The organism is Streptomyces tritici (genome assembly GCF_048500665.1).
Taxonomy (GTDB): domain Bacteria; phylum Actinomycetota; class Actinomycetes; order Streptomycetales; family Streptomycetaceae; genus Streptomyces; species Streptomyces tritici.
This window is the reverse complement of record NZ_CP183183.1, coordinates 3692102-3709499: the sequence shown is the minus strand read 5'-3', so window position 1 is coordinate 3709499 and position 17398 is coordinate 3692102. Positions and strand designations below refer to the sequence as shown.

Here is a 17398-nt window from a genome sequence, read left to right as displayed (position 1 = left end):
GGAGGGGTGTACCGGTTCCTGAGAACGCCCCGCTGGTGGGGGATCAACGTCTTCGTCCTGCTGGCGATCCCGTTCTGCGTGTTCATGGGGACCTGGCAGCTGGGGAAGTTCGAGGAACGCGTCGACACCCATGAGGCGGCCTCGCAGCGTCCGGACCCCGCCGACCGGAAGGCGGTGCCGCTGGACTCCCTGCTCCCGGTGGACAAGGAGACCTCGGGCCGGATCGCGCAGGCCACGGGCCGGTACGGCGAGCAGTTCCTCGTACCGGACCGGCAGCTCGACGAGCGGGACGGGTCGTACGTGCTCACGCTGCTGAAGACGGACGGCGGCCGGTCGCTGCCGGTGGTGCGGGGCTGGCTGCCGGCCGGCGCGAAGGCCCCGGCCCCGCCGTCCGGAGAGGTCACGGTCACCGGGGCGCTGCAGGCCTCGGAGAGCGCGGGCAAGGGCGCGCGCGTGGCGGGCGGGCTGCCGCAGGGCCAGCTGGCGGTGATCAGCGCGGCGGCGCTGGTGAACGTCGTCGACGACGAGGTGTACGACGCCTGGGTGACCCAGACGGACTCCCCCGCCGGTCTGACGCCGGTGCCGCCGAAGGCGGCGGCCGGGACGGGGCTGGACGTCAAGGCGTTCCAGAACCTCGGCTACACCGCCGAGTGGTTCGTCTTCGCCGGGTTCGTGGTCTTCATGTGGTTCCGGCTGTTCCGCCGGGAGGCCGAGGCCTCCCGCGACGCGGCCCTCGGCCTCACCGGCTGAGCCTGTCCTGACGGGCCCTCGGACCGGGCCTCACGGGCGGGCCGGCTGCCCGGACCCCGACCGCAACGCCTCGCCCTCGCCCTCGCCCTCGCCTTCAGGATCGCCCGGCCTCACGGCCCCGTCCGACCAGCGCCCCCGTCCGAGCCAGCCCCCGTCCGACCAGCGCCCCCGCCCCAGCACGGCCGGTGGTGCCGCTCGCCTCCGGGGGTCAGGAGGGGAGGATGCCGGTGCGGTAGATGGTGCCGGCGCAGGCGTTGGTGATGGTGGTCATGGCGAAGGCGCCGCCCGACTCGGCGGTGTGGGTCACCGAGACGCTGCCCTCGGCGAGGCCGCCGTCCTCCGCGACCAGCTGGGGCTGCTCGCCGGTGGTGCCGTCCGTGCCGGTGGAACCGGTGGAGCCGGTCCCGCCGTCCGTGGCCGGGGGCGTCGGGGTCGGCGAGGTGTCGGTGGTCGGACAGGTCTCCGAGGGGACCCAGGCGAACTGCACCTCGTACGTCGCGTCCGGCTTCAGCACCAGCGACGGGGACTCCTGCGCGGGGTCCGGCAGACCGCCGGCCGCGTCGCCCGCGTGGTGGGTGACGACCGAGATCTTGCCCGGGTCGGCCGCGCCCGAGGTCTGGAAGCCGACGCTGCCCGCGCCGGTGACGGCGCAGGTGCGGCCGGAGACGTTGGAGACCCGGAAGGTCCCGTAGACCCTGCCCTCCGAGTCCGGCGCGCCGGTGTACGCGGAGGCGACGCCGAGCTGGTCGGCCCGGCAGGACGGGGCGGAGACGGGAACGGAGTCCGGGACCTGCTCGCCGGTGCCGTCGTCCCAGCCGCCGCCGGTGCGCGGACCGTTCCGGCGGGGCTTCTCGGACGCCGGGTCGTCGCGGGTGGGCGAGGCGGAGGCGCTCGGGGCGTCGCTGCCCTTGCCGCCGCCCTCGACGCCGGTCTCGCTGCCGGTGCCGCCCTGCGCCTGCTCGCCGTGGCCGGCGTTGATGGCGCTGGCGTCGGTGACCCCGTCCGAGTTCGCGACGTGCACGAAGGCGGGGACCGCCGTACCGATCAGCACCGCGGCGGCCGCCATGCCGACGAGGGCCTGCCGCTTGCGGGCGCGCCGCGCGGGCACCGCCCGGCGCAGGTGGTCCAGGGCTCCGTCGGAGGGCTCCAGATCGCTGACCGCGGTGGCGAACAGCCGCCGCAGCGCCTCCTCGTCCCCGCGCTGACTCTTCCCGAAGCCGGCGCCCAGCAGGTCGCCCAGCTCCGTCTCCGGCCGCGGACCGTCGTTCACGATGTCGTCGTTCCCACTCAGCTTGTCCTGCTCGCTGTTCAGCTTGTCGTGCCCGCTGTTCAGCGGTTCGTGCTCGTCGTCCCGGGGGCCGGTCATGTCGTGGCCTCCATGGCGACCCGCAGCGCCGCGATGCCGCGCGAGCCGTACGCCTTGACCGACCCCAGGGATATCCCAAGCGTCTCGGCGACCTGCGCCTCGGTCATGTCGGCGAAGTACCGCAGCACCAGCACCTCGCGCTGTCGCCGCTGCAGCCCGCGCATCGCCTTGATCAGCGCGTCCCGCTCCAGCTGGTCGTACGCGCCCTCCTCGGCGCTCGCCATGTCGGGCATGGGCTTCGACAGCAGCTTCAGGCCGAGGATCCGGCGGCGCAGGGCGGACCGGGACAGGTTCACCACGGTCTGCCGCAGGTACGCCAGCGTCTTCTGGGGGTCACGGACCCGCGAGCGCGCCGAGTGCACGCGGATGAACGCCTCTTGGACCACGTCCTCGCAGGCCGCGGTGTCGTCCAGGAGCAGGGCGGCGAGACCGAGCAGCGACCGGTAGTGGGCGCGGTAGGTCTCGGTGAGGTGGTCGACGGTGGTCCCGGCGGCGGCACCGGCGGCAGCGCCGGACGTCCCGGCGGCACCGGCCGTCTCGGTGGTTCCCGCGGTCATCGTGTCGTCAGCGCCCTCGCGCGGCGACGGGATGCCGGTCGTACGGGTGGGTGGCATGGGAGCGATCACCGGCATGCCGCCGGCCGGCCGCGGCCGCCGGAGCGGGCGCACCACGGCTCCGCCTGCGGGAGCGCCGACCGGGCCCCGGACGGGGACCAGCGGTTCGCCGCGCACCGGGACCAGCGCCTCGCCGCGCCCCGGAACGCGCGGTTCGCCCCGGACCGGGGCGAGCGCCGTGCCCCGTGCGGGGGCGAGGGCCGCGCCGCGGAGCGGGACCACCGCAGTGATGTCGAGTACCTCTGCCACGCCTGTTGGACACGTTCCCCCCCGTCAGGGTTGTACGCGTACGCCACCGTTTTTGGCGGTGCGTCGTTCGTCCTCATGCGTACCCGATCTTCCCCACTACCCCGTTCGTACCGTCGCCGTCGGCCACCCCGGGGGTGCCCACAGAGACGCCCCCGTCCGGCCGGCGGTTGCCGACAGGGGGAAGAGCATCGTCGGACATGACAACGCCGCAGTTCAAGAGGCATTTACTCGTGAACGTACGACGACCTGCCCACAGCCGGTGCACCGATCCTACAAAGCGGAAACGACGGCTTCCGCGATCTGGACGACATTCAGGGCGGCCCCCTTGCGCAGGTTGTCGCCGCAGACGAAGAACTCCAGCGCCCGTTCGTCGTCCGGCGCGCGGCGCACCCGGCCCACCCAGGTCGGGTCCGTGCCCACGACGTCGGCCGGCGTCGGGAAGTCCCCGGCGCCCGGTTCGTCGTAGAGGACGACGCCCGGCGAGGTGGCGAGGATCTCGTGGGCCCGCTCCACCGTCACCGGGTGCTCGAAGCGGGCGTGCACGGACAGCGAGTGCGCGGTGAGCACCGGCACCCGGACGCAGGTGGCGACGAGCGGCAGCGCCGGCAGGTCCAGGATCTTGCGGGTCTCGGCCCGCAGCCCGGACTCCTCGGAGGACCAGCCGCCCTCCTCGGGCGCGCCGGACCAGGGCACCACGTTCAGCGCGACCGGCGCGGCGAACGGACCGGTGTCCTCGCCGACGGCCCGCCGTACGTCGCCGGGGTGCACGCCCAGTTCCGTGCCGGCGACCAGGGAGAGCTGCGAGCGCAGCGCGGCCACGCCCTCCTGGCCGGCGCCGCTGACCGCCTGCAGGGCGGTGACGACGACCTCGCCGACGCCGAACTCGGCGTGCAGCGCGCCCAGGGCCACGATCAGCGCCAGGGTGGTGTCCCCGGGGCTCGCGACGATCCCGCGCGGTCGGACGCGTACGGCGTGCGGGTTGATCTCGGGCACGACCAGCGGCACGTCCGGGTCCAGCCGGAACGCCGCCGAGTTGTCCACGACCACCGCGCCCTTGGCGGCGGCGATCGGCGCCCAGTGCGCCGCCACGTCCTGCGGGACGAGGAAGAGGGCGACGTCCACCCCCTCCAGTACCTCCTCGGAGAGGGCGACGACCTCGGTCTCCTCGCCGCGCACGGCCAGCTTGGCGCCGGCCGAGCGCGGGGAGGCGACGAGTCGGATCTCGCCCCAGACGTCCGCGTGCTGCGAGAGCAGCTGGAGCATCACGGCGCCGACGGCTCCGGTCGCACCGACGACCGCGAGCGTCGGCCCGCGGTTCATCGGCCGGTGCCTCCATAGACCACGGCCTCGTCGGAGTCGCTGTCCAGGCCGAAGGCCGTGTGGACGGCGCGGACCGCCTCGTTGACGTCGTCCTGGCGGGTGACGACCGAGATGCGGATCTCGGAGGTCGAGATCAGCTCGATGTTCACGCCCGCGTCGGACAGCGCCTTGAAGAAGTCGGCGGTGACGCCCGGGTTGGTCTTCATACCCGCGCCGACCAGGGAGATCTTGCCGATCTGGTCGTCGTAGCGGAGCGAGTCGAAGCCGATCGCGGCCTTCGTCTTCTCCAGGGCCTCGATGGCCTTGGGGCCCTCGGTCTTGGGGAGGGTGAAGGAGATGTCCGTCAGGGCGGTGGCCGCGGCGGACACGTTCTGCACGATCATGTCGATGTTGATCTCGGCGTCCGCGATGGCGCGGAAGATCGCCGCGGCCTCGCCCGGCTTGTCCGGGACGCCGACGACCGTGATCTTGGCTTCGGAGACGTCGTGGGCGACTCCGGAGATGATGGCGTGCTCCACCTGCTCGTCCCCATTCGGCTTTTCGTTGCTGACCCACGTGCCCGGCAGCCCCGAGAAGGAGGACCGCACGTGGATCGGGATGTTGTAACGGCGCGCGTACTCGACGCAGCGGTGCAGCAGCACCTTGGAGCCGGAGGCGGCGAGCTCCAGCATGTCCTCGGAGGAGATCCAGTCGATCTTCCGGGCCTTCTTCACCACGCGCGGGTCGGCGGTGAAGACGCCGTCCACGTCGGTGTAGATCTCGCAGACCTCGGCGTCCAGCGCCGCCGCGAGGGCGACGGCGGTGGTGTCCGAGCCGCCGCGGCCGAGGGTGGTGATGTCCTTCGAGTCCGCCGAGACGCCCTGGAAACCGGCGACGATGGCGATGTTGCCGCCGTCGAGCGCGGTACGGATCCGGCCCGGCGTGACATCGATGATGCGCGCTTTGTTGTGGACCGAGTCGGTGATGACGCCTGCCTGGCTGCCGGTGAACGACTGGGCCTCGTGGCCCAGGTTTTTGATCGCCATGGCCAGCAGCGCCATGGAGATCCGCTCTCCGGCGGTCAGCAGCATGTCGAACTCACGCCCGGCAGGCATCGGGGAAACCTGCTCGGCGAGATCGATCAGCTCGTCCGTCGTGTCGCCCATCGCGGACACCACGACGACGACCTGATGGCCGGCCTTCTTGGCATCCACGATCCGCTTGGCGACGCGCTTGATGCCTTCGGCATCGGCAACGGAGGAACCTCCGTACTTCTGCACGACAAGGCCCACGTGCGCTCCTCGCTCAGTCCCTGCCGCAGTCATCACTGCGGTCCGCGCCAGTTTATCGACCGGTACCGATTCACCCATGGGGTACCACATGCTGAGATGTACTGATCAAAGCTTGGGCGGACCCGGCCCGGGGCCCCAGCCCGCGGCTCAGCGCTTGAGCGGGCGCAGGCCCAGCGGCCCCGCGATCTCCTGCACCATCACCCGGCCGGCCTCCTCCGCGAGGTCGTCCTCGGCCAGGTCCTCGTCCGTGTCCAGCCCGTCGAGCTCCGCCAGCGGCTGGTCCAGGCGGACGTGCGCGACCAGCGACTGCAGCGCCCGGAGGGTCGCCGAGGCGGTCGGGCCCCAGTTGGAGAAGTACGAGAACTGCCACCACCACAGCGCCTCGGTGGTCCGCCCGGCCCGGTAGTGGGCGAGGCCGTGCCGCAGGTCGGTGACGATGTCGGCCAGGCTGTCGGAGATCCGCGAGGGGACCGGCGCCTTGCGCGGCTCGTACGGGTCGAAGACCTCGGAGAACACGTCCACCGGGTCGAGCATCACCGCGAACCGCTCGCGCAGCTCGTCGACGTCCGGCTCCGGGCCCGTGTCCGGCTCGTAGCGCTCCTCCGGGAGGATGTCCTCGTGGGCGCCGAGCCGCCCGCCGGCCAGCAGCAGCTGGGAGACCTCCAGGAGGAGGAAGGGGACCGCGCTGTCCGGCTCGTCGCCCTTGGCCACCTCGGTGACCGCGACGATGAAGGACTCGATCGAGTCCGCGATCTGGACGGCGAAGTCGTCCGGGTCCTGCGTGATCGAGTGCAGCGTGGCGTCAGACATCGAGGGTGCCTCCCTTGGGCGCGGGGTGCGCGCGTGCCCTGTCGTCATACATCTAGCAGGCGCCGCCCCTCGAAGGCACGGCCCAGCGTGACCTCGTCGGCGTACTCGAGATCGCCGCCGACGGGGAGCCCGCTCGCGAGCCGCGTCACCTTCAGTCCCATGGGCTTGATCATCCGCGCCAGGTACGTCGCGGTGGCCTCGCCCTCCAGATTGGGATCGGTGGCCAGGATCAGCTCGGTGACCGTGCCGTCCGCGAGCCGGGCGAGCAGCTCGCGGATCCGCAGGTCGTCCGGGCCGACGCCCTCGATGGGGCTGATGGCGCCGCCGAGCACGTGGTAGCGGCCGCGGAACTCGCGGGTCCGCTCGATCGCCACGACGTCCTTCGGCTCCTCGACCACACAGATCACCGCGGGGTCCCGGCGCGGGTCACGGCAGATGTTGCACTGCTCCTGCTGGGCCACGTTGCCGCAGACCGCGCAGAACCGGACCTTCTCCTTGACCTCGAGCAGGGCGTGCGCCAGCCGGCGCACGTCGGTCGGCTCGGCCTGGAGGATGTGGAAGGCGATCCGCTGCGCGCTCTTGGGACCGACGCCGGGCAGCCTGCCCAGTTCGTCGATGAGGTCCTGAACCACGCCTTCGTACAACGGAACGCCCTTCTGGGGAGTGCTTGTTTCTTACGGTAGTGGGCGGGACTGTCAGAAGCCCATGGGCGGGACTGTCAGAAGCCCAGGCCCGGCATCCCGCCGAGGCCCTGCGCGAGCGGGCCGAGCTTGGCCTGCTGGAGCGCCTGGGCGTTGTCGTTGGCGGCCTTGACCGCGGCGACGACCAGGTCGGCCAGGGTCTCGGTGTCCTCGGGGTCCACCGCCTTCGGGTCGATCACGAGGGCGCGCAGCTCGCCGGAACCGGTCACGGTCGCCTTGACGAGGCCGCCGCCGGCCTGGCCGTCGACCTCGGTCTCGGCGAGCTCCTGCTGGGCGCGCGCGAGGTCCTGCTGCATCTTCTGCGCCTGCTGGAGCAGCTGCTGCATGTTGGGCTGGCCACCACCGGGGATCACGTTCACTCACTCCTGCGGGTCACTGCGGACGACTCGTCGGTATCGCTTCGGTACGCCGAGCCTACGTGGTCCAGGCCCCCGCTGCCGCCCAACTCTTTCGAGTGAGAAACTCGGGGCTCCTCTACCTGATCAAGGCCCTCTTGCGGGCGGAAATCCCGGGAATGCGGGCCCACAGCCCACCATTCGGCGGTAGGAAGGGCAGGCACCACGTGCACCGCACGTCACGCTCGACGCATCGCACGACGTATCGGACGCATCGCACGACGTTTCGCACGACGCAACCATGCAGAGGAGTGCCCCGGTGAGCCAGCAGCCGGACATGCAGCCGCCGGAGATGCAGCCGGAGCAGCCGGAGCAGTCCGGGCAGTCCGGGCAGCCCGGCGAGGCCCGGGACGGCCGGCCCGATCTGACGGGCGCGCCGTTCCCGCACGGCGACTGGGGCGAGCCCGCGGAGCGTCTCGACGAGCTGTACCGCTGGGTGGAGTCCAACGCGCTGCGGACCGCGGAGTGGTACCTGTCCGACCGGGTCCGCAAGCGACGTGCCGCGGTGACGCTGCGCGTCGGGACGGCCGTCGGGGTCGTCGCGGGCGCCGCGCTGCCGCTGCTCGACCTCACGGGCGTGGCGGCGGACGGGGCGGCCGGCTGGGGGTACCTGTCGCTGCTGCTGGGGGCGGCGTGCGTGGGCTGCGACCGGTTCTTCGGGCTCACGTCGGGCTGGATAAGGAACGTGGCCACGGCCCAGGCGATCCAGCGGCGGCTGCAGGCGCTGCAGTTCGACTGGGCGTCGGAGAGCGTCCGGGAGGTGCTCGGCCCGACGGAGGGCACGGCGAGCGAGGCGGCGGAACGCTGCCTGGGGATTCTGCGGCGGTTCTCGGAGGACGTGACGGAGCTGGTGCGGGCGGAGACGGCGGACTGGATGGTGGAGTTCCGGTCCGGGCCCGCGCCGCTGGTGATGCAGTCGGTGGGGGCGCCGGGGGTGCGGGCGGAGTCGGCGCATCCGTCGGCGCGGTTTCCGCTGCCGCCGGGGACTCGGCCGAACATGCCGCGGCAGCGGCCGCCTGAGCCTCGCTGAGGCTGCGTGGGGAGGGCGGTGAGCCCGTGCGGGTGCGGGGGGGGGTGTTGCGCGGTTCCCCGCGCCCCTAGTCCGGTGCGGTCGGCTTTTGCCTGCGGGTGCGTTGTGTGTCTCGCGCGGTTCCCCGCGCCCCTGTCGGGTGCGGTCGGCCTTTCCCTGCGGATGCGTTGTGGTTTGTCGCGCAGTTCCCCGCGCCCCTAGTCGGCTGCTCCCCGCTCTCACCTGCGGGTGCGTGGTGGGTTCTTGCGCAGTTCCCCGCGCCCCTGGTCGGCTGCTCCCCGCTCTCACCTGCGGGTGCGTGGTGCGTTTCGCGCGGTTCCCCGCGCCCCTGTCGGGCGCGGGGTGCTTCCCGTCAGCTGAAGATGATCATGGAGCCTTGGCTGAGGCTTCGGGTGGCGGCGGCGTGGAGGCCCAGCCAGACGTGGCGTTCGCGGGCGAAGGGGCTGTCGTCGTACGGGACCGGGCCGGCCGGCTCCTCCAGGGCCGTGGGGCGCTCCGGGGGGAGCGGGGCGGCCGGGGGGTTCGCCGGGTCGATGCCGATCGCCGGGGCGACGAACTGCAGCTCCCGCAGCAGCCCGTGCGAGGAGCCGAGCGGTCCGCCGCCCTCCAGGAGCTCGTCGTTGGAGAGCGGGGCGGCGAAGTCCACGGGCACGTACGCGCCGGCGTGGTCGTAGTGCCAGACGAGGTGGGACTGCTGCGCGGCCGACTCGAACATCTCCAGGAGCTGTTCGTAGTCCCCGCCCAGCTCGCCGACCGGCTCGACCGGCAGCCCGCACAGCTGGAGCAGGTAGGCGCGGCGCAGGAAGTGCAGCGCGTCGTAGTCGAAACCGGCCACGGGCGCGACGTCGCCGGAGAGGCCCGGCATGTACGCGAAGACGGGCACGGTGGGCAGACCGGCCTCGGTCAGGGCCTTGTCGTAGGCGGCGATCTCTTCGGCGAAGGGATTGTCGGGGCTGTGGCACAGCACGTCGACGAGGGGGACCAGCCACAGGTCACAGGCCAAGGCGGGGCTCGCTCTCCGTTGTCTGTCGTCGTCACGCGTCGGGTCGGGACAGCGTAGTGGCCTCCGTACCCTCCGCACAGGCCGGGTACGCGTCGCTCCCGCGAAGCGCGGCCGCCGCGGTCAGCGCGCGAGCCGGTCCGCCCACTGCAGGGCGTGCGCGTTGTACGCCTCCACGACGGCGAGCGCGGCCGTCGCGTCGCCCAGGGTGATCGCGTCCACGAGGTCGGTGTGCCCGCCCCACAGCCAGTCGACCAGCTCGTCGTCGGCGCGCAGGTACGGCACGGCGAACACCCAGGCGTGCACGCGCAGCCGGTGCAGGAAGTCGGCGACGTAGTCGTTGGCGGCGACCAGCCGGCTCAGCTCGCGCCAGAAGCGGATGTCGTAGCCGACGAGGACGTCCAGGTCGCCGGTGCGGGCGGCGCGCGCGGCGGCCTCGGCGCGGCGGCGCACGGAGGCGAGGGCCACGCCGAAGCGCACGTCCGGCTCGCCGTTCGGGAGGGCGGGGTGGGGTTCGGCGAGGGCGGAGAGGTGGCGGCGGAATATGCCGTCCACGATCATCATGCGGGCCTCGACCATGCCCCGGTAGTCCTCGACCGTGAAGCGGTGGACGCAGAAGCCGCGGTGGTGGTCGGAGTCGAGCAGCCCCTGCGCGGAGAGGTCGACGAGGGCCTCGCGCACGGGCGTCGCCGAGACGCCGTACTGCTCGGCGATCTGTTTGACGGTGAACGTGTCACCCGGACGCAGACGCCCCGCGAGGATCTCGTCACGCAGCGCGTCCGCGATCTGCTGTCGCAGGGTGCTCCGCGTCACGCTCGCGTTCGTGGCCATGGTTCGGCCCCCTCCGTCCGGCTCCGGGACACAGTAGTCCAGGCGGAGGGGGCGCCATGATCGTCGCGGGCGTCAGACCGTGTGCTCGTCCGCGACCGAGAGGGCGGCGTCGAGGGCGGCCAGGCCCTCCTTCGCCTCGGCCTCGGAGACGTTGCAGGCCGGGACGGCGTGGGTGCGGTTCATGTTGATGAACGGCCACAGGCCGTGCTTCTTCGCCGCCGCGCCGAAGGCCGCCATGGGGGCGTTGGCCTCGCCGGACGCGTTGTACGGGACGAGCGGCTCGCGGGTCTCCTTGTTCCTGACCAGGTCCAGCGCCCAGAACGCGCCCATGCCGCGCACCTCGCCGACGGACGGGTGGCGCTCGGCCAGCTCGCGCAGGCCGGGGCCGAGGACGGTCTCGCCGATGCGGGCGGCGTGCTCGACGACCTTCTCGTCCTCCATCACCTGGATCGTGGCGACGGCGGCGGCGCAGGCGAGCGGGTGGCCGGAGTACGTGAGGCCGCCGGGGTACGGGCGGGTGGCGAAGGTCGCGGCGATCTCCTCGCTGATCGCGACGCCGCCGAGCGGCACGTACCCGGAGTTCACGCCCTTGGCAAAGGTCATCAGGTCGGGGACGACGTCGAAGTGCTCGGCGGCGAACCACTTCCCCGTGCGGCCGAAGCCGGCCATGACCTCGTCGAGGACGAAGACGATGCCGTACCGGTCGCAGATCGCGCGCACGCCCGCGAGGTAGCCGGGCGGCGGGACCATGATGCCGGCGGTGCCGGGGACGGTCTCCAGGACGATCGCGGCGATGGTGGCCGGGCCCTCGAAGGCGATGGTGTCCTCGAGGTGCTGGAGGGCGCGCTCGCACTCCTGCTGCTCGGTCTCGGCGTAGAACGGCGAGCGGTACAGGAACGGCGCCCAGAAGCGGACGACGCCCGCGGAGCCCGTGTCGGAGGCCCAGCGGCGCGGGTCGCCGGTGAGGTTGATCGCGGTGGAGGTCGCACCGTGGTACGAGCGGAAGGCCGAGAGCACCTTGTGGCGGCCCGTGTGCAGACGGGCCATCCGGACGGCGTTCTCGACGGCCTCGGCGCCGCCGTTGGTGAAGAAGATCTTGTTCAGGTCGCCGGGGGTGCGCTCGGCGATGAGGCGGGCGGCCTCGGAGCGCACGTCGATGGCGAAGGCGGGCGCGAAGGTGGTGAGCTTCGCGGCCTGCTCCTGGATGGCGGCGACCACGCGGGGGTGCTGGTAGCCGATGTTGGTGTAGACGAGGCCGCTGGTGAAGTCGAGGTAGCGGTTGCCGTCGTAGTCCCAGAAGTACGAACCCTCCGCGCCGGCGACGGCGAGCGGGTCGATCAGGCCCTGGGCGGACCAGGAATGGAACACGTGCGCACGGTCGGCGGCCTTCACGGCCGCCCCTGCCTGCGGGTCGGGTTCGACATGAGGGGTCATGCGGCCAGGGTAAGGACGCGCAGGTCGGAGCGGCCATGACCATCTTGTCCACCGAGACCCGGGGCGACGCGACACCTTGCTGCGCGTACGGAGCGCGGCGCCGCCACCGGCCCGCCCCGCCCCTCACCGCAGCGGCGCGACCACCGCCCGGGCCAGGGCCTCGGCGCGGGCGCGCGGGGCGGCCTCCGCGTCCGGGCCCCCGGCGTAGTACCGCAGGAACGCCTCCTGGAAGCAGGCGCCGATCAGCAGCGCGGCGGACGCCTCCGGGTCCGCGTCGGCGGCGATGCGCCCGAGCTCCTGCTCGGCGCGCAGGTACGCGGCGAAGCCGGCGACCGGCCGGTCCGGGCCGCCGCCGTGCCGGCTCATGGCCACGCGGTGCGCCGCCATGCGCTGCGGGTCGGCCAGCAGGGCGCCCAGCATGGGGAAGGAGCGCTGGTAGAAGACGAGCGCCGCGTGGGCCAGCTCGGCGAGGTTCGCCTCGACGTCGCCCGCTCCGGGCCGGACGTCGACCTGCGACAGGCCGGGCACCCGCTCCTCCAGGACGGCGAGCAGCAGCCGCTCCTTGTCGCCGAAGTACTTGTACAGCGTGGGCTCCGAGACGCCGGTGGCCTGCGCGATCTCCTTGGTCGTCGCGCTGACGACGCCCCGGGCGCGCAGGATCTCCGCGGCCGCGTCGAGGATCCGCTCCCGTGTGCTCATCGCCGTCCTGCCCCTCTTCGCCGAGCTCCGTCCCTTGACAGGTTAGTGAACACTAGCGCAGCCTGGGGCTAGTGTTCACTAACCCCGTGAGCCCTGGCGAAACCCCGCGGAACCCCGTTGATCTGGAGGGCCAGCATGCGCATCACCGTTTTCGGAGCGACCGGCGGCACGGGAGAGCACCTGGTGCGCCTGGCGCTGGAGGCCGGGCATCACGTCACCGCCGTCGTCCGCGACCCGGCCCGGGTCCGGCAGGCCGGGCACCCCGCGCTCGATGTCGTCCGGGCCGACGTCATGGACCCCGCGGCGATCACCGAGGCGGTGACGGGCCGGGACGGCGTCGTCTCGGCCCTGGGCCCGCGCGGCACGGGCGAGACCACCGTCTGCAGCGACGGCGCGCGGTCGATCATCACCGCGCTGCGGGCGGCCGGCGGACGCCGACTGGTCGTCGTCACCGCGTCGGGTCACGTCGTGGACGAGGGCGACGGCCCGTTCACCCGGAGCGTCGTCAAGCCGGTGGTGGGCCGCTTCCTGCGGCACGCCTTCGCGGACTTCGTCCGCACCGAGGCGGCCGTCCGCGCGAGCGGCCTGGACTGGACGCTGATGCGCCCGCCCCGCCTCACCGACGGCCGGCCCCGCGCCTACCGCACCGCCACCGACCGCAATGTGCGCGGCGGCCACTTCCTGTCCCGCGCCGACCTCGCCCGTGCGTCCCTGGACGCGCTCGCGAACCCGAGGACGGTCGGCCACACCGTCGGACTGGGGTACTGACCGTGGGCCGCGTCCTCACGGGGCGGTCGCGGGCGCCCTGCTCCTCGCCCTCCTGACCGCCGCGGGCACGGTCGGGTACCTGACGTTCCCGACGTTCCTGCGCGCCCCCGCCGGCGCGCCCGCCGCGGCCCGCGCCGAGGGCCGGCCGGCGGGCGACGGCCCGGTGGTCGTCGCCGCCGGGGCGAGGATGACGCGCGGCAACGGCCTCGACCTGACCGTCGACCACATCCACCTCAGCGACCGCGGCGCGGCGCTGCTCGCGGGCGCCGCGGCGGACTGGCTCCGCGGCGGACTGGCTCCGCGGCGTCGAGGACAGTGAGCGCCGAGGCGACCATTGACAGCACGCTGCCAACATGACAGTCTGCTGTCATACACCGGACACCGCAGGAGGCCCGCCATGACCGGCACCGTGCACCTCGCCGTCTACGACACCCTCGCCGACTGGGAGACCGGCCACGCCACCGCGTGGCTCGCCCGCAGCGGCCGCACCGTGAAGACCGTCGGCCTCGTCGCCGACCGCCCCGTCACCACGATCGCCGGGATCCGGATCGTCCCGGACCTCGCCCTCGCCGACCTCCGCCCCGAGGACAGCGAGCTGCTGATCCTGCCGGGCGCCGACCTGTGGGACACGGGCGACGAGCTCGCGCCCTTCGCCGCGAAGGCCCGCGCGTTCCTCGACGCGAAGGTCCCCGTCGCCGCCATCTGCGGCGCCACCGCCGGCCTCGCCCGCGAGGGCCTGCTCGACGACCGCGCCCACACCAGCGCCGTGAGCTTCTACCTCGCCGCGACCGGCTACCGGGGCGGCGACCGGTACGTCGACGCCGACGCGGTCACCGACGGCGAGCTGATCACCGCCGGCCCCACCGAGCCGGTCGCCTTCGCCCGCGAGATCCTGGGGAAGCTCGGGGCCTTCGAGGGCTCCCGGCTGGACGCCTGGTACCGCCTCTTCCACGACTCGGACCCGGCGGCGTACGAGGAACTGAACGCGGACGACGAGGAGTAGACGACCCATGACCCGGGCGCAGCAGGACGCGCTGTCGCAGACCGCGCTGGCCGTGTTCCGGCTGAACGGCCAGTTCCTCTCCGTCTCGGAGAGACTGGCCGAGCCGGCCGGCCTCACCGCCGCGTGGTGGCAGGTCCTCGGAGCCGTCCTGCCGGAACCGCTCCCCGTCGCCGGGATCGCCCGCGTCATGGGCATCACCCGCCAGAGCGTCCAGCGCATCGCGGACCTCCTGGTCCGCGAGGGCCTCGCCGCGTACGAGCCCAACCCGGCGCACCGCCGCGCCAAGCTCCTCGCCCCCACCGCCGAGGGCCGCGCCGCCATCCGCCGCATCGACCCCGGCCACGCCGAACTGGCGGCCCGCCTGATGCGCGAACTCGGAGGCCAGGACGCCTTCGACGAGACCGTGCGCGTCCTCCACCGCCTCTCCGCGGCCCTGGACGCGATCGAGTCGGAGCCGACCGGCGAGTGACCTGGGGGACTCCCCCGGACACCCCCTAGGGGGTGTCTTTTCGATCAGGCCGGATCAGCGAGCGGCGTCCGGTGCCGTGCATCGCAAGGCGGAGGAGGGAGGCTACGCAGCGCGTCGGCGACCGACGACAACCCGGCTGGGGGTCCCCCCGCGCCTTTCGGGCAGCGGGGGAGCGGCACCAGGCGCCGGGAGCCCGGCATGATCGACGAGACACCCCCTAGGCGAGCGCGTCCATCACCCCCGTACCGAACGCCGCGAGGACAAGGCCCAGGAACAGCCCGAGCAGCAACAGGATCCACCGCTTGCGGGCCGTACCGTTCCCGCCGACAGGGTTGAGGCGCATGGTCCGCACCCTCTCACCCCGGCAGGACCCCGCCGCGCGACTCAGCCGCCGATCACGTCGACCTTGCACCGAATGCCGGAGGCGCGCGCCAGCCGGCCGTCCGTGGTCACCAACGCGCACCCGTACGCCTCCGCCGCCGCCACATAGGCGGCGTCGTACACAGTGAGGTTCCCGCGCAGCTCCCAGACCCGCGGCAGCAGCACCTTGGACCGGGGAACGACCGGCTCCAGCTCCGCCAGCGCGGCGACGGCGTCGTCCGCGTGCGCCTTGGAGATCTTGCCGCCGAGCAGGTTCCCCCGGATCACGGACATGACCTCGATCGTCCAGTGCTCCGGAGCGATCCACCTGCTGTCGGCCATGAGGGCAGCTCTGCACCGTCCGCCCATTGCCCCCTCGTCGAGCAGCGAGAACGCGAACACGGAGGCGTCGACGACGATCACTCCTCGGCTCCGGGCACACCGAGCGAGGTGTCCCGCTCCTGACGGCCGGCCCGCAGCACGTCCAGCACGTCGGCGGTGCCGAGGGCGGTCCCGTGGCGCCCCCGGGAGAACCTCTCCAGGACGGCCAGGTTGTCCCGCCGCCGCACCTCGTCCGTGAGCACGTCGAAGAGATACGCCTGAAGCGACTGACCACGCTCTCCCGCTATGGCCGCCAGCCGGTCCCGCATCTCCTCGGGTACGTCACGAATCTGCAGTGCCACCATGCATGCATTTTCGCATGCATGCACCGGACGGGGCAACGCGTCACCCCAGCAGCACCGTCGCCACGCTCCGCAGCAGCAGCGCGTGCACGTACCGGCCCGGCCGCGTCGGCGGGAACCGCCACGACAGCGGCCACGTCCGCCCCTGGAGCGCCGGCACCGGCACGTACCCCACATGGGTGGGCCCCGCGTTCAGCCGCGTGACGCCTCGGGGCCAGGCCCGGTGCGTCGTCGTCCCCGGCGGGACGAGGAAGTACACCGCGCGCCGCCCGTTCGCCTCCACCACCACGGGCCCCGGGTCCCCGCCCGTCAGCCGCTCCATGTGGTCCGCGAGCTCCCTGCCCTCGTCGCCGTCGACCCGCACGGCGTCGAATTGCACGCCGGCCTTGCGGAGTTGGAATCCGGAAACTGGAATCCAATCCATGTTTTCTTCCCGATTCGCTGCTTTCACGGAGACAGGATCCCGTGTCGTCGCTAGCGTTTTCCAGGACTGACGAGGGCGCGTCGGAAACCCCTTGACCTGCATGAACGCGCCTTGCAGGCAGTCGAATTCGGCGGGGAGCAGTTGAGACCGGTTGAGTCCGGTCGAGTCCGAATGGGGATCGCGGATGGCGCGGGCGGAGAACAAGGAATCGGCGGGCCCGGCGGCCCGCATGGCAGCGAGCATCGCGAAGCGATTGCGCCTGCGGAGGGGGCTCACGCAGGAGCAGCTGGGCCAGATGATGGGCTACTCCGGCGCGGCGATCAGCGCGATGGAGACGCTGGCCCAGCCGGTGAGCGACGAGATGCTGGTGAAGCTGGAGGAGGTGTTGGGCGGCGGGACGGGAGTGTTCGAGGATCTGCGGCTGTGGGTGCGGCTGGAACGGTTGCCGGTGTTGTTCCGGGAGTACGCCCTCATCGAGCAGCAGGCGGCCACCCTGAGCCTGTTCTCCGTGCAGAACGTGCACGGCCTGTTCCAGACGGAGGCATACGCGCGTGCGCAGATCGCAGGCGGCTACCCGCCCGTGAGCGACGAGCGCGTCGAGGAACTGGTGGTCGCGCGCGTGGCGCGCAAGGCCCTGTTCGACAAGCAGCCGCTGTGCCTGATCGAGCTGATCCTGGACGAGTCGGCATTGCACCGTAAGTTCGGCAGCGAGAAGGTCATGCGTGGGCAGTACCGCTGCCTTGCGGAGTACGCACGGCGCAAGAACGTGACCCTGCAGATCCTGCCTCTGGACGTCGGGCTGCGCGGCGAGAACGCTGGTGACCGAGGCGGTATGACTTTCATCGAGACGTGCGACGGCGACCGTCTCGTCTACCTGGAGATCGGGGACGAGAGCGTGCTGATCACCGACCAGACAAAGGTGCGTACGTACGCCCAGCGTTATGCGAAGATCCGGGCACAGGCCCTGGACCCTCGCGAATCACTGGGGCTCATCGAGCAGTTGGCGGGAGAAGGAACATGAGCGAGACCCTGCACTGGTTCAAGTCGAGCTACAGCAGCAGCGCCGGCGGGGAGTGCATCGAGGTCGCCTTCGGCGACGAAGTCGCCGCCCCCCACTCCGTCCACCTCCGTGACTCCAAAGTCCCCCACGGCCCCACCTTCGCCGTCGCGCCCGACGCGTGGTCGGCGTTCGTGGCGTGGCAGGGCTGAGGGGGACCGGGG

General features: G+C 72.5%; 23 protein-coding genes. 8 read left to right on the top strand and 15 right to left on the bottom strand.

What is annotated here, in order from left to right:
* The first annotated feature begins 6 nt into the window (after positions 1-6).
* Positions 7-750 (top strand): SURF1 family protein, encoded by a 744-nt coding sequence (locus ACNJ93_RS17250; RefSeq protein WP_418958294.1) that lies wholly within the window; start codon positions 7-9, stop codon positions 748-750.
* A 208-nt stretch (positions 751-958) separates the two neighbouring features.
* Here ACNJ93_RS17250 and ACNJ93_RS17245 read toward each other — a convergent pair whose 3' ends face one another.
* The 7 genes from ACNJ93_RS17245 to ACNJ93_RS17215 form a co-directional block, all read right to left on the bottom strand.
* Positions 959-2116 (bottom strand): hypothetical protein, encoded by a 1158-nt coding sequence (locus tag ACNJ93_RS17245; RefSeq protein WP_418958293.1) that lies wholly within the window; start codon positions 2114-2116, stop codon positions 959-961.
* Positions 2113-2979: a SigE family RNA polymerase sigma factor gene (locus tag ACNJ93_RS17240; protein ID WP_418958292.1), complete on the bottom strand. Its 867-nt coding sequence runs from the start codon at positions 2977-2979 to the stop codon at positions 2113-2115. Before ACNJ93_RS17240 ends, ACNJ93_RS17245 begins: the two co-directional genes overlap by 4 nt.
* Before the next feature lie 270 nt (positions 2980-3249).
* Positions 3250-4299 (bottom strand): aspartate-semialdehyde dehydrogenase, encoded by a 1050-nt coding sequence (locus tag ACNJ93_RS17235; protein WP_418958291.1) that lies wholly within the window; start codon positions 4297-4299, stop codon positions 3250-3252.
* Positions 4296-5570 (bottom strand): aspartate kinase, encoded by a 1275-nt coding sequence (locus tag ACNJ93_RS17230; protein WP_418958290.1) that lies wholly within the window; start codon positions 5568-5570, stop codon positions 4296-4298. Before ACNJ93_RS17230 ends, ACNJ93_RS17235 begins: the two co-directional genes overlap by 4 nt.
* Before the next feature lie 147 nt (positions 5571-5717).
* Positions 5718-6380: a DUF5063 domain-containing protein gene (locus ACNJ93_RS17225; protein WP_418958289.1), complete on the bottom strand. Its 663-nt coding sequence runs from the start codon at positions 6378-6380 to the stop codon at positions 5718-5720.
* 44 nt (positions 6381-6424) lie between these two features.
* On the bottom strand, positions 6425-7024 hold the full coding sequence (gene recR / locus ACNJ93_RS17220) for a recombination mediator RecR (RefSeq protein WP_418958288.1): 600 nt from the start codon (positions 7022-7024) through the stop codon (positions 6425-6427).
* A gap of 74 nt (positions 7025-7098) precedes the next feature.
* The gene (locus ACNJ93_RS17215) at positions 7099-7434 is read right to left on the bottom strand and encodes a YbaB/EbfC family nucleoid-associated protein (protein ID WP_418961439.1); all 336 of its coding nucleotides are present in this window, start codon (positions 7432-7434) and stop codon (positions 7099-7101) included.
* Between the two features lie 319 nt (positions 7435-7753).
* Between ACNJ93_RS17215 and ACNJ93_RS17210 the strand changes: the two genes are divergently transcribed.
* Entirely contained in the window at positions 7754-8506 is a 753-nt protein-coding gene (locus tag ACNJ93_RS17210; RefSeq protein ID WP_418961438.1) for an SLATT domain-containing protein, read from the top strand.
* 352 nt (positions 8507-8858) lie between these two features.
* Here ACNJ93_RS17210 and ACNJ93_RS17205 read toward each other — a convergent pair whose 3' ends face one another.
* From ACNJ93_RS17205 to ACNJ93_RS17190, 4 genes are all read right to left on the bottom strand, one after another.
* Positions 8859-9509, bottom strand: a complete 651-nt coding sequence (locus ACNJ93_RS17205) for a hypothetical protein (RefSeq protein WP_418958287.1) — start codon at positions 9507-9509, stop codon at positions 8859-8861.
* Positions 9510-9629: 120 nt separating this feature from the next.
* Entirely contained in the window at positions 9630-10337 is a 708-nt protein-coding gene (locus ACNJ93_RS17200) for a GntR family transcriptional regulator (protein WP_418958286.1), read from the bottom strand.
* A 72-nt stretch (positions 10338-10409) separates the two neighbouring features.
* Entirely contained in the window at positions 10410-11771 is a 1362-nt protein-coding gene (locus ACNJ93_RS17195) for an aspartate aminotransferase family protein (protein ID WP_418958285.1), read from the bottom strand.
* A 123-nt stretch (positions 11772-11894) separates the two neighbouring features.
* The gene (locus ACNJ93_RS17190; RefSeq protein WP_418958284.1) at positions 11895-12470 is read right to left on the bottom strand and encodes a TetR/AcrR family transcriptional regulator; all 576 of its coding nucleotides are present in this window, start codon (positions 12468-12470) and stop codon (positions 11895-11897) included.
* Between the two features lie 135 nt (positions 12471-12605).
* Here ACNJ93_RS17190 and ACNJ93_RS17185 point away from each other — a divergent pair, with 135 nt between their 5' ends.
* From ACNJ93_RS17185 to ACNJ93_RS17170, 4 genes are all read left to right on the top strand, one after another.
* The gene (locus ACNJ93_RS17185; protein ID WP_418958283.1) at positions 12606-13238 is read left to right on the top strand and encodes an NAD(P)-dependent oxidoreductase; all 633 of its coding nucleotides are present in this window, start codon (positions 12606-12608) and stop codon (positions 13236-13238) included.
* Positions 13239-13425: 187 nt separating this feature from the next.
* Positions 13426-13557, top strand: coding sequence for a hypothetical protein (locus ACNJ93_RS17180; protein ID WP_418958282.1), 132 nt, complete (start codon positions 13426-13428; stop codon positions 13555-13557).
* 78 nt (positions 13558-13635) lie between these two features.
* On the top strand, positions 13636-14241 hold the full coding sequence (locus tag ACNJ93_RS17175) for a DJ-1/PfpI family protein (RefSeq protein ID WP_418958281.1): 606 nt from the start codon (positions 13636-13638) through the stop codon (positions 14239-14241).
* A 7-nt stretch (positions 14242-14248) separates the two neighbouring features.
* Positions 14249-14710, top strand: a complete 462-nt coding sequence (locus ACNJ93_RS17170) for a MarR family winged helix-turn-helix transcriptional regulator (RefSeq protein ID WP_418958280.1) — start codon at positions 14249-14251, stop codon at positions 14708-14710.
* Positions 14711-14927: 217 nt separating this feature from the next.
* Here the strand turns inward: ACNJ93_RS17170 and ACNJ93_RS17165 are convergent, their stop codons facing one another.
* The 4 genes from ACNJ93_RS17165 to ACNJ93_RS17150 are packed head-to-tail and all read right to left on the bottom strand — an operon-like array spanning position 14928 to position 16177.
* Positions 14928-15053 (bottom strand): hypothetical protein, encoded by a 126-nt coding sequence (locus ACNJ93_RS17165; RefSeq protein ID WP_418958279.1) that lies wholly within the window; start codon positions 15051-15053, stop codon positions 14928-14930.
* A 41-nt stretch (positions 15054-15094) separates the two neighbouring features.
* The gene (locus ACNJ93_RS17160; RefSeq protein ID WP_418958278.1) at positions 15095-15493 is read right to left on the bottom strand and encodes a type II toxin-antitoxin system VapC family toxin; all 399 of its coding nucleotides are present in this window, start codon (positions 15491-15493) and stop codon (positions 15095-15097) included.
* A complete protein-coding gene (locus ACNJ93_RS17155) occupies positions 15490-15756 on the bottom strand; it encodes a hypothetical protein (RefSeq protein WP_418958277.1) in 267 nt (88 codons plus the stop codon). The genes ACNJ93_RS17160 and ACNJ93_RS17155 overlap by 4 nt, the downstream gene beginning before the upstream one ends.
* Before the next feature lie 40 nt (positions 15757-15796).
* Positions 15797-16177, bottom strand: coding sequence for a hypothetical protein (locus ACNJ93_RS17150; RefSeq protein WP_418958276.1), 381 nt, complete (start codon positions 16175-16177; stop codon positions 15797-15799).
* Positions 16178-16361: 184 nt separating this feature from the next.
* Here ACNJ93_RS17150 and ACNJ93_RS17145 point away from each other — a divergent pair, with 184 nt between their 5' ends.
* Together ACNJ93_RS17145 and ACNJ93_RS17140 are read left to right on the top strand one after the other, a co-directional pair.
* The gene (locus ACNJ93_RS17145) at positions 16362-17198 is read left to right on the top strand and encodes a helix-turn-helix domain-containing protein (protein WP_418958275.1); all 837 of its coding nucleotides are present in this window, start codon (positions 16362-16364) and stop codon (positions 17196-17198) included.
* Positions 17195-17386, top strand: a complete 192-nt coding sequence (locus tag ACNJ93_RS17140; protein ID WP_418958274.1) for a DUF397 domain-containing protein — start codon at positions 17195-17197, stop codon at positions 17384-17386. The genes ACNJ93_RS17145 and ACNJ93_RS17140 overlap by 4 nt, the downstream gene beginning before the upstream one ends.
* The last annotated feature ends 12 nt before the right edge of the window (positions 17387-17398 follow it).